An 11,022-nucleotide genomic window follows, 5' to 3' on the forward strand; every position below is an offset into this window, starting at 1 on the left:
TGTCATTCCCGAGAAAGAGCGCTTGCTCCGCAATGAGCGGGTGTCATTCCCGAGAAAGAGCGTTTGCTCCGCAATGAGCAGCTGTCATTCCCGAGTAAAGACAAATATTCCAACAAAAAAACCACTTTCCAAGTTCAATACTTGAAAAGTGGTTATTTTTTAATTATGCATAATCATATCGAGTTCATCGTCGGCTGTAATCGAGTCGACTTTAACTAAATACTGTTCCATCTTACCGAAGTCTACTTCTGCACCGATTCCGGGTTTGTCGCTGACTTTAACGACACCTTTTTCTGCAACGACTTCAGGTGTGATGATATCTTCAAACCAGTATCTTGAAGATGATGCTGTGTCGCCTGGAAGTACAAATTCGCTTAATGCTGTAATCGCCACGTTGTGCAGGCGTCCAACACCGGCTTCCAGCATGCCGCCGCACCACAACGGAATGTTGTGCTTTTTAGCAAGGTCATGGATTTTTATCGACTGGGTAATCCCGCCGACGCGTCCGACTTTAACGTTGATGATTTCACAGCTGCCGAGTTCGATTGCTGCAGCGGCTGATTCATATGAGTCGATGCTTTCGTCGAGACAGACAGGTGTTTTAATTTGTTTTTGCAGTTTCGCGTGATCGATAACGTCACCTGCCATTAACGGCTGTTCAATCATCATCAGATTAAATTCGTCCAAGGCTTTAAGCGTATCGATATCATCAAGAGTATACGCTGAGTTTGCATCAACCATTAATGGAATATCAGGGTAAACTTCGCGGATTTTACGAACCATTTCAACGTCGCGGCCAGGTTTGATTTTAACTTTAATGCGTTTGTAGCCTTCTTCAACTTTTTCGCCTATACGTTCAAGAAGCAGTTCATCAGTATCTTCAAGACCGAGTGAGACACCGACATCAACCTCTTTTTTAGCACCGCCTATTGCTTCGGCTAAAGAAATACCTTTTTTCTTAGCATATAAATCCCAGACAGCGCCTTCAATAGAAGCTTTCGCCATATTGTTGCGTTTGAATGGCTTGTAGATTTCCCAAACTTCGTCAGGATGTGAGATTTCTTTATTAACTACGAGCGGACCGAAATACTTTTTCAACGCGATGAGTGTAGCATCCATGAATTCTTCGGAGTAGAGCGGGTCTTCACCGGATACACATTCACCAAAACCGCTGGTACCATCTTCATCTATTGCTTCTACGATTGTAACAAAACGCTTCTGCTGAGTTCCGAATGATGTTGTGAACGGATTTTTCATCGTCATTAAGAGTTGATGGAGCTTAATTTCTTTTATTTTCATGTTATAGCCTCCGTAAAATGATGTATTCTTTATAGACGTATAAATATATTATACATAAGATATATTATATACAAATTAATTTAAATTTTCTTACAACTTATTTTGTGATATATTACAATAATATTAATGCTTAATTAGCTGAAAGAGGGATTTCATGATAAATACTAAAATAACTGAAATATTCAATCACGTACATACCAATGCTGAACTGAGCAATGAGGAGTATAAAACGACGGATTACATATATAATTTTCTGCAGAAAGAAGGATTTGAACCTGTTAAGTTTAAAAATATTACCGGCCTCTATTGCGATGTCGGAAATTGGAGCGGAGATTATCCGTTAATCGGCATTCGTGCAGATATTGATGCGCTGTATCAGGAAGTGGATGGCAAGCTGCAGGCGAATCATTCATGCGGCCACGATTCGCACATTGCGATGGTTATCGGTGCAATGCTGAAGATAAAAGACCACGAGGCTTTAAAAACACGCGGGGTGCGTTTTGTTTTCCAGCCTGCTGAAGAAGTTGGAACAGGGGCGCTTGATGTGCTTAAAGAAGGTGTAATCGAACCGCTTGATTATATGTTTGGCATTCATTTACGCCCAATCGAAGAAGCGGGTGACGGGTATTTATCGCCTAGCATTGAACATGGTTCCGCCGGTTCATTTGAATTTAAAATCGTCGGCAATGATGCACACGGCGCACGTCCTCATTTAAACCACAATTCGATTGAAGTCGGTACGGATATTGTGAATATGCTGTCGAAAATTCATATCAATCCGATGGTACCATCCAGTGCAAAAATGACCAAGTTCATGGCTGGTTCAAAATCGCTGAACATTATTCCGGGCTCTGCGGAATGCGGTATCGATGTGCGTGCCCAGACAAATGAAGCGATGAAAGAATTAAAATCACGTGTTCATAATATTTTAGAATATATTGAAGAATTTTATGATGTGAAGATAGAAGACTTGGAAGTGTCGAGCATGGTGTCGAGCGAGAGCAACGATGAAGCGATTGAAGTTTTCCGCTCTGCGATTATCGACACTGTCGGAGAAGAATATTTACTGGATCCTCTTGTGACGAGCGGGGGAGACGATTTTCATAACTACACGGTGCAGTATCCTGAATTAAAAGGTGCAATGCTCGGGCTCGGATGTGATTTAACTCCGGGACTGCATCATCCTGACATGACGTTCAACCGTGACCGTATGGAAACTGGTGCTGATGTACTGTATCAAGCAATTTTAAACGTGCCTGCTGAATAAAAATTATGTTTAAATCTTCCGTAACGTGGAATTATTATAGTATTCAATTCTTGAAGGAGGATATTATTAATGACTTCACCTAAAGATCCTAGAAATGAATTTTACACTGGAGATTTTGACAAACAGAAACAGCCGTATCCTGGCGTTCAAAAAGAGATGGAGCAAATTCCCGATTGCGGAGAAGAAACTTATAAAGGCAACGGCCGTTTATCCGGCAGAAAAGCATTAGTTACAGGCGGAGACTCAGGTATCGGCCGTGCAGCAGCGATTGCATACGCTAAAGAAGGCGCAGACGTTGCAATTAATTATATGGAAGAAGAACAAAAAGACGCTGAAGAAGTGAAGAAAGTCATTGAAGACGCGGGACAAAAAGCTTATTTATTCCCGGGAGATTTACGCGATGAAAAATTCGCAAGACAGCTTATTCACGATGCTAATGAATCACTCGGCGGACTGGATACGCTCGTGTTAAACGCTTCTATGCAGCAGGCAGTTGAGGAGTTCTCCGATTATACTGCAGAGCATCTGGAAACGACTTATAAAATTAATGTCGTCGCACCGGTAATGCAAATGCAGGAAGCTGAGAAAGTAATGTCTGAAGGTTCAAGCATTATTATTACCACTTCAATTCAGTCATTCTCGCCGTCAGCTCATATCGCTGACTATGCAATGACTAAAGCTGCACAAACAAACTTAATTAAATCACAGGCGCAGCACTTTATGGATAAAGGCATCCGTTTAAACGGTGTTGCACCAGGTCCAATCTGGACGCCGATTCAAATTTCAGGCGGCCAGCTGCAGGAAGCTCTGCCTGAATTCGGTCAGGATTCATTCGTTGGCCGTGCCGGTCAGCCGGTTGAACTAGCCGGAACTTATGTACACCTTGCAAGCGATGAAGCCAGCTATACAACTGGACAAGTCTACGGTGTTACAGGCGGCGCACCAATTAACTAATGAAATTTAATACTGAAATAAAAAAGTCGAAATCCGGATGATGGATTTCGACTTTTTTGTTTATCGGAAGAAGCCCGCTGCCGTGACAATGAGGGCAGCATCTCCACCTGGTAAAACGCAAAAAAACCGGACTCTTTATGAGTCCGGCTGAATATAATTTAAATGTCTCTATTTAAATTCGGGTCGTTTGGATGTGAAGGGCGCGAGTCAGTGTGACTGTCTGCACCAGTGCTGCCGTATCCTGCAGCGTCTGCTAAATCGTCTTCTTCATATTTCCCGTTAAATTCTTCTTTTAATTTACGGCTGTAGAGGAAGAGTATAACTATTGCAGCAATACCAGCAGTAACAATGTTTAAGAGTGCAAGCAGCACGCCGATTACCGGCTGTTTTACATATGCTGTAAAGATTCCGATAAATGCTATGGATTCCATCAGTAAATACGTAATAACGAGGTCGCCGATTGACAGCCCCATTAAGTAGAGCACGAGTCCTGTAATCGCAAATGCAAGTCCGATATGTTTAGGGTCAAATGAACCCTTCTTTAAAATATTTCCGTCGTAGCCTTGTCCGCCGATGTAAAATGTTCCGAACGGTATGAAACTAAGCCATGGCAAGTGGTATGATTTTATCTCCGCGACTCTGAATAAGAAGTATCCCTGCAGGAGCCATTTCAGTAAACCGATAATAAATATTGCAAACAGGATAAATATCCCGAGGGCAGCAGCTCCGAAAAATAGTGCAATGAATTCCCAGCCCATATTTTCACATCCTTTATAAGTTATTTCCAGTATAGCATTATCTTACCTTAGACAAAATAAATAGGGGCTGGATATCCAGCCCCTGTATTACTTATTGCCGTGAATTATATAATCTGCGGTTTACGCGTTCCGCATGGCGGTAGGCGTTTATGACACCGTATAACCACACAATCGGGAACGTGATAAAACCGATTAAAAGATACATCAGCAAACCGTTAATGACTTGTATGATAATGAGCAGGATACCTTTAAATATCTGCCCGTTATAAATTTGTCCGAGACCTGTAATGAAAAAGCTGAGTACAGCTGCGATTCCGGAATTTTTTGCTCCTGGCATATGTCAGCCTCACTTTCTGTTTAAATTCGTCTAGTTATTTATACCCGTTTTCGTACATTTTCAAACTGTTTATCTGTCGTCAAAACGGTCTTCGCGAGCTTTGCCGCCCGGCATTCTGAGGGGCCACCAGCTGCCGCGTTTCAGTGTGACGATCATTGCCGGTACTAAGAGCGGCAGTACGATAAATGCATAGAACAGGAGCGCGAATATAATAACGCTTGTGACCTGAACCAGTATCGCTATACCTGACGGATACAATGCAGCGAATGTACCAGTTAAGATAATGACCGCTGTAATAACAACAGTTCCCATGCGGCGGATTGATGTTTCAATCGCATCGCGGACCGTACGGTATCTCACTTCTTCTCTGAAGCGGTCGATAATAAATATCGAGTAATCAATACCGAGTGCGACAAAGATAATTAAACTGAAGAATGGAACAGCCCAGTTTAACTGATCGATACCGAACATCGACAGTATCCATTGCGATATTGTCATCGATGCAAAGTACGTAATGAAAATCGAACCGATCATTAATACAGGCAGTACAAGTGATCTGAACAATACAGTTAAGATAATGAACAGTGTCACGATAAACAGTATAACAACGTTTGTGTAATCGTCGCTTGTTACTGAATCAAGGTCTCTGTTCATGCTTGTGACACCTGAGAAGTACGCTTCTGTATCAGGGCGGTCAAGTCGTGAAAGTTCGCCGTTAACAGTTTCTTCAACCTCGTCGAGCACACCAAGTGCTTCGTTGCTGTATGGATCCACTGCAAGTACGACGTTCATCTTCACAGCCTCGCCGTCAGCGAATGAATACTGATCGATTGCCGCTTCAAATTCTTCTTTTTCAAGTATTGCAGCAGGTACGTTAATACCTGTCGCATCTACAGCTTCGTTCTCTTCAAAGGAAGTCATTAAATCACTGACTTCTGTTAAACCGTCATTAATATCTTCAATACCTGCTGAAATTTCACCGAGACCTGCTGCAAGTTCTTCCATTTGTCCGGCAGCTTCTTCGGTCATTGTCTGTATTTCTGTATTAGCCTGTGAGACGCCTTGTGACAGCTGGTCAGCACCCTGAGACAATTGCTGCAGCTGCTGTGCTGCGCCCGCAGTGTCGCCTGTTGCTGCCAGGTACTGGTTCACGCCGTCGATACCGTCAGAAATCTGGTTCACGCCAGTCTCAAGCTCTGTTAAATCACCAGCTTGTGTCTCAGAACTTGAAAGCTGCTCGTTAATATCAGACAAAGCAGTCGACATTTCAGTCAGGCCGTCCTGAATTTCAGCAAGTCCTGCATTTGCTTCGCCGAGCTGATAAGAGACAGTTAACTCATCCATCTTATCGCCGACCGGGCGTGTTAAGGTCTGTACTTCTGTGACGCCGTCCAGCTGAGATACTGCATTAGCGACGGACTCGAGACGTGTTAAGCCATCTTCTGTAACCAGGTCGTCACCGTTAGTGAAGATAACTTCCACAGGGAAAGTCGACCCCGCGTCAAAACTGTCACTGATAACATTCACTGCATGAACTGCAGAGTATGAATCATCGAGTTCTGCTAAAGAATCGTAGTGCACTTCATCATCGTAGAAGTAAATTAATGCGATAAGTACCGCAACGACTGAGAAAATAACACGAGTTGGATATTTAAGTGACAGCATACCAAGCGGCGTCCAGATTTTGCTTTCTCCTGAACCGGATGTCTGTTTGCTAGGCCAGAAAATATATTTTCCGAGTACAGCCATCAGTGTCGGTAAGACTGTAAACAGTGACAAGAGCAATGCAAGAATACCAATTGCCACGCCGACTGCCGAACGGTAAATTTCAAAGTTTGCAAAGTAGAGTACTCCGAAAAGAATTGCACCTGAGATACCGCTGATAAATACCGTTTTTCCGGCTGTTCTGAATGTATTGATAACAGCCTGGTTTTTATCGTGATGCTCGAGTTCTTCTTTAAATCTGTTTAAAAGTAATATGACATAATCGGTTCCGATACCGAATAATATTACGATTAAGAAACTTTGTGTCTGCGGGGAGACAGGGAAGCCGAACCATTCTACAAACCAGCCGACGAATGATTGTCCGAGCAGGTAGGCAATGCCGACTGCAATCAGCGGAACGAATGGTGTGACGACTGAACGGAACATTACGAGCAGGACGATAACGATAATCGCAATAGTAAATATTTCGGTCGTACGCACGCCGTTCATCGCATCTTCTTCAAGCGTGCGCTGAATCATCTCATTGGATGTCGCTGAGATTTCTGCATCTGTATTATTCAGACTCTCTATTTCTTCAGCGTTATTAAGAATTTCAGGTGCTTCGCCTGTATATTCCAGCGGAATCATAATAACTCCGGAATCTTCATTGATAAAGTTTTCCTGCAAATCTGCATTGAAAGTAAATGGATTAATCACGTTATCCGTATAATCCAAAGTTCCAAGTTCTTCTATATAAGTTTCAATTTCCTCCTGATGTTCTGATGGTGCATCGTCAAACTCCAGCACAATCGACATCATTTCAAGATCCTGATTATTTTCTTCCAGGTATTTGCGGGCCTCTTCACTCGGCATATTATCCGGCAGCTGTACATCACCTTTTTCAGTTGCCAGCTGAGTTAAATTGGGTGAGATAATAAATGATACGACTGCAGCGATAAGCATCAGTACTGTAATCGGCCATTTAAATTTAAGCACGTGTTTCATTATATAATCCTCCATCTAAATTTATAATCTTAATAATTGTCCGTGCTGCTTCTCTCAGCGTCTTTGTATCTTCTGCTGAAATATCTTTAATGTGTTCGCCGATAATATTCTGTATATTACCGATAAACTCATCGAGTAGCTCGGCAGCTGCAGGAGTCAGTGAAATAAGCTTTGAGCGTTTGTCGTTGGTCAGCTTATTTTTCTCTGTCGAGATCAGTTTTTTCAGAGCGAGCTTTCTGAGTGCGTGTGCAATGGAGCTTTTATGTACATTAAGTTCAGTGGAGAGCTCTGTTGGAGTTGCTTCATTATGAAGATACAAGTACTCAATAATAGCCATCTGCTCTTTTGAAATATGCATTTTTCTTACTGATTCTGTGACTTCTGAGAAAATATGTGCATAACCGTAACCGAAAACAACGGTGAGATCTTCAATTGTCTGGCGCTGTAATGTCACTTTTTTATCAGTCCTTCCATTAAATATTTTAATAAGCAAAAGTAGTTTAACATGCTCAACTAATTAACGCAAAAGAAATTTCAGTGTATTTTTTTCTTAAATATGTATGTGTATAATTAGAATAGGGTAAAGATTAAAAAAGGAGCGTGTCTAAAGTATGTTTGAGTATATTTCCCTGTACAGAAAAAACGGCGCCGGACAGCACGGCAAAGTAATTGGATTTACGATACTGCAGTTTATTTTATGTGTCTTCCTGCCTATGGCAGTTATTTTCGGGGCAATGCTGCTTCCTTTATTATTAACGATGACAGATGTCAGCGGAGAAACAGTTGGCATAACAATGGCGATATGGATGCTTGTAATAATGATTGTCTTTATTCTACTTATGCTTTTTGTAATTTATCCGATATTTGTCGGCATTCTGCGTTACTTTGCGAGTGCATATAAAGGTAAAGAGTTTACATTTGGCGAAGCTTATAAAGTTTTTAAAAACGGCAACTATTCCAAACTGATTAAAATCGCACTGCTCGTATTGGTACTATATTTTGTATTATCAATGATTATTGGGTTTATCGTAAATATTTTAATGACAATTGTGTTTATTCCGCTGCTGCCTCTCGGCGTAATGATGGAGGATCCAAATGCAGCAATGACAGGCGGGGCAATTGCACTGATTATTTTGGCAGTGGTCCTGATGTTTATCGTTATGATCGTCGCGTATATTCCATATATCATTCTGTATATTTACTTTGCAGTCGTATTTATGGTGTATATCGATGAACCGAAAATTCCGACTGTGGATAAACTGAAAGTGGCATGGAATGTTTCATTCAGCTCGGATGCGAGCATGGTCAAATTGTTCTTCAGCAATCTGCTTATGTACATTCTGATGACTGCGGTGATGTTTGCAGTCATGATTGCGATTGTACTTGCATCTGTATTCTTAATGGATTCTCCGGCAATGATTTCAGTAATTACTATTATTGGAACATTAATTGCGGTTGCTGTCAGCATTTACATTTCTTATCTGATTGTCGGATCGATTGTGGCTTATTATTTTGCCGGCAGAGAGTCTCTGGACCGTAAAGCGGATATGAGATTTGAAGAAACAGCACCAGCATATAATAATGAGAATATTGATCTGCAGTAAAGGATTAAAACTAAACCGCCGGCTTAATACCCGGCGGTTTTTTATGGTTTAAATATTTGCATAATTCAGTTTCAGAGTTAAAATTAATTTATACATCAAAGAATTGTGGGTGAGTTAATGTCCGGAAAACAAAAAGGTATACTGTTCGTTTCAGGTGCATACATAATCTGGGGAGTGCTCCCGATATACTGGCGGCAAATCGAATCGATATCACCATTCGAAATTATAGCGCACCGGATATTCTGGTCCTTTATATTTATGGTGCTGTACATAATGGTCACAGGCAGATGGCAATATTTAAAAACGAATTTAACGTTTATTTTCAGCAATAAGAAAAAAGCGCTCAGCTTGCTCGCAGCATCGATTATTATATCTGTAAACTGGCTGACTTACATATTTGCGGTTAACGCGGGGCATATACTGGAAGCAAGCCTCGGCTATTATATCAATCCGTTTATCAGCATACTGCTCGCATATTTTATTCTTAAAGAACGATTTTCAAAAGGAGAATGGCTGGCGATTTTTATCGTGTCGCTCGGAGTAATCTACATGTCGCTCGGAGTCGGGCACATTCCATGGCTGGCACTTACACTGGCAGTGACTTTTGGCGTCTACGGGCTGATTAAAAAAACTATAAATATTGATGCAACATATGCACTCGCAGTAGAAACCGCAGTGCTCGCACCGGCAGCGCTTCTGTATATTCTGTATTTAAATGCCACAGGTGTGAATACGCTTGATTTCGGACTGAACAGAGATACGGCGTTTACGATGGGAACAGGTGTCGTGACGGCAATTCCGCTTCTGCTGTTTGCTCTTGGTGCGGTCCGGATTCCATTGTCACTGACAGGACTGCTGCAGTATATTGGACCGACACTGATGCTCTTTATCGGTATATTTCTCTACGGAGAATCATTTACAACGACACATAAAATCGCATATGGATTCATTTGGTCAGGGCTGATTTTCTACACGCTGCTGCGCTTTAAAGCAGCGCGTCCGCGCCGTCAGAAACAGAAAATCAAGCTGACAGATGATTAGCTTATTATTAGATATAAAGATAACTCCATGTTACTATTTAGAAAGATTTTAGTGTAAGGGGAATGAGTCATGCGATATTTAAAAAACTTTGGCTTATTGTTGGCAGTAACAGGTGTTTTGGCAGCATGTCAGAATACTGACTTTGAGAGAGGCGGCGAAGTTGTCTCTGAAGATACAAGTGTTGCTGCAACCGATGAAGAATCCGGAACTGAAAAAGATAAAAGAGAACCGGCAGAAGAAAATACTGCGGCAGCCGAACCGGCTGATATAGAAGATGTAGACGAACAGACAATCGAAGATGATGCGTTAACAGATATTGTCGATAAGGCAGAAAATATAGATAGTTACAAAGCAGAGTTGAATATGTCAGCAGCATTGGACGATACAAAACCCCGTGATTTAAATGCGGAAGTGCTGTATATCAACAGTGAGCCGCCGCAATTGCTGCTTCGTGCATTCGGTGAAGACCGGACGATTTCAAAAGACGGTAAAACATATTATAATAACAACTCGGAATGGATCGATATCAGTGATTCGATCGATGTTAATTTACTGTACAGTGTGACCTATGACAATGCAGTCGCATCTTTTGCAGAAATGCAGCCTCATATGGAAGCGGAAAAAAATGATGATGAGATTGTTTATACTTATGAAGGTAATAATGCAGAAATATATAAGACAATCGAATCCTTAGTGCAGGTTAACTTCGGCGAAATGCATATCGAAAACGTGAACTCGGCAGTGCAGGTTACTGTGAGTAAAGAAGATAATCTGGTTGAAGAAATAAAATTCGAAGCAGACGGTACAGATACACAGGGAACATTTAAACTGGACGGTGAAGCAGTATTCGATTCATTCAACGAAGTAGAAGAGATAGAAATTCCGGAAACGGAATAATTAAATATAAATATAAATAAAAATGCGCCTGACTCATTTATGAGCCGGGCGCATTTTCTATTGTGGATTTCATGTGTATCCGAGTTGGTTGGGACTGGCATGAACGAATCTCATGCGTATCCGAGTAGGCTGGGACTGGCATGAACGAATCTCATG

The 11,022-nt window shown here is 41.6% G+C and carries 10 protein-coding genes; 5 read left to right on the forward strand and 5 right to left on the reverse strand.

The window, feature by feature from the left end; genetic code table 11:
- Positions 1 to 159: 159 nt before the first annotated feature.
- Positions 160 to 1,299, reverse strand: coding sequence for an o-succinylbenzoate synthase (menC, locus tag H625_RS0108520; RefSeq protein WP_026859536.1), 1,140 nt, complete (start codon positions 1,297 to 1,299; stop codon positions 160 to 162).
- A gap of 154 nt (positions 1,300 to 1,453) precedes the next feature.
- Here menC and H625_RS0108525 point away from each other — a divergent pair, with 154 nt between their 5' ends.
- Both H625_RS0108525 and H625_RS0108530 read left to right on the forward strand, forming a co-directional pair.
- Positions 1,454 to 2,566 (forward strand): amidohydrolase, encoded by a 1,113-nt coding sequence (locus H625_RS0108525; RefSeq protein WP_026859537.1) that lies wholly within the window; start codon positions 1,454 to 1,456, stop codon positions 2,564 to 2,566.
- A 69-nt stretch (positions 2,567 to 2,635) separates the two neighbouring features.
- Positions 2,636 to 3,520 (forward strand): SDR family oxidoreductase, encoded by an 885-nt coding sequence (locus H625_RS0108530; protein WP_026859538.1) that lies wholly within the window; start codon positions 2,636 to 2,638, stop codon positions 3,518 to 3,520.
- A 158-nt stretch (positions 3,521 to 3,678) separates the two neighbouring features.
- On the opposite strand, the gene H625_RS12860 is transcribed toward H625_RS0108530, so the two are convergent.
- From H625_RS12860 to H625_RS0108550, 4 genes are all read right to left on the reverse strand, one after another.
- Positions 3,679 to 4,278, reverse strand: coding sequence for a hypothetical protein (locus H625_RS12860; RefSeq protein ID WP_051239036.1), 600 nt, complete (start codon positions 4,276 to 4,278; stop codon positions 3,679 to 3,681).
- 91 nt (positions 4,279 to 4,369) lie between these two features.
- Positions 4,370 to 4,615: a hypothetical protein gene (locus H625_RS0108540; protein ID WP_026859539.1), complete on the reverse strand. Its 246-nt coding sequence runs from the start codon at positions 4,613 to 4,615 to the stop codon at positions 4,370 to 4,372.
- Between the two features lie 69 nt (positions 4,616 to 4,684).
- Entirely contained in the window at positions 4,685 to 7,324 is a 2,640-nt protein-coding gene (locus H625_RS0108545) for an MMPL family transporter (RefSeq protein ID WP_026859540.1), read from the reverse strand.
- Complete coding sequence (locus H625_RS0108550) at positions 7,308 to 7,778, reverse strand: MarR family winged helix-turn-helix transcriptional regulator (RefSeq protein ID WP_026859541.1); 471 nt, start codon at positions 7,776 to 7,778, stop codon at positions 7,308 to 7,310. Before H625_RS0108550 ends, H625_RS0108545 begins: the two co-directional genes overlap by 17 nt.
- 157 nt (positions 7,779 to 7,935) lie before the next feature.
- On the opposite strand from H625_RS0108550, the gene H625_RS12865 reads away from it, so the two are divergent.
- The 3 genes from H625_RS12865 (at position 7,936) to H625_RS0108565 (ending at position 10,866) form a co-directional block, all read left to right on the forward strand.
- Positions 7,936 to 8,928, forward strand: coding sequence for a hypothetical protein (locus H625_RS12865; protein ID WP_051239037.1), 993 nt, complete (start codon positions 7,936 to 7,938; stop codon positions 8,926 to 8,928).
- A 117-nt stretch (positions 8,929 to 9,045) separates the two neighbouring features.
- Entirely contained in the window at positions 9,046 to 9,969 is a 924-nt protein-coding gene (gene rarD / locus H625_RS0108560; protein WP_035785587.1) for an EamA family transporter RarD, read from the forward strand.
- A 99-nt stretch (positions 9,970 to 10,068) separates the two neighbouring features.
- Entirely contained in the window at positions 10,069 to 10,866 is a 798-nt protein-coding gene (locus tag H625_RS0108565; protein WP_169516127.1) for a hypothetical protein, read from the forward strand.
- The last annotated feature ends 156 nt before the right edge of the window (positions 10,867 to 11,022 follow it).

Origin of the sequence: Jeotgalicoccus psychrophilus DSM 19085, from assembly GCF_000425845.1 — a bacterium.
In the GTDB taxonomy this organism is placed as follows: Bacteria; Bacillota; Bacilli; order Staphylococcales; family Salinicoccaceae; genus Jeotgalicoccus; species Jeotgalicoccus psychrophilus.

Coding starts and splice junctions, on each gene's coding strand:
- H625_RS0108545 (WP_026859540.1), bottom strand. CDS start 7,324: ATGAAACACGTGCTTAAATTTAAATGGCCGATTACAGTACTGATGCTT.
- H625_RS0108530 (WP_026859538.1), top strand. CDS start 2,636: ATGACTTCACCTAAAGATCCTAGAAATGAATTTTACACTGGAGATTTT.
- menC (WP_026859536.1), bottom strand. CDS start 1,299: ATGAAAATAAAAGAAATTAAGCTCCATCAACTCTTAATGACGATGAAA.
- H625_RS0108525 (WP_026859537.1), top strand. CDS start 1,454: ATGATAAATACTAAAATAACTGAAATATTCAATCACGTACATACCAAT.
- rarD (WP_035785587.1), top strand. CDS start 9,046: ATGTCCGGAAAACAAAAAGGTATACTGTTCGTTTCAGGTGCATACATA.
- H625_RS0108540 (WP_026859539.1), bottom strand. CDS start 4,615: ATGCCAGGAGCAAAAAATTCCGGAATCGCAGCTGTACTCAGCTTTTTC.
- H625_RS12860 (WP_051239036.1), bottom strand. CDS start 4,278: ATGGGCTGGGAATTCATTGCACTATTTTTCGGAGCTGCTGCCCTCGGG.
- H625_RS12865 (WP_051239037.1), top strand. CDS start 7,936: ATGTTTGAGTATATTTCCCTGTACAGAAAAAACGGCGCCGGACAGCAC.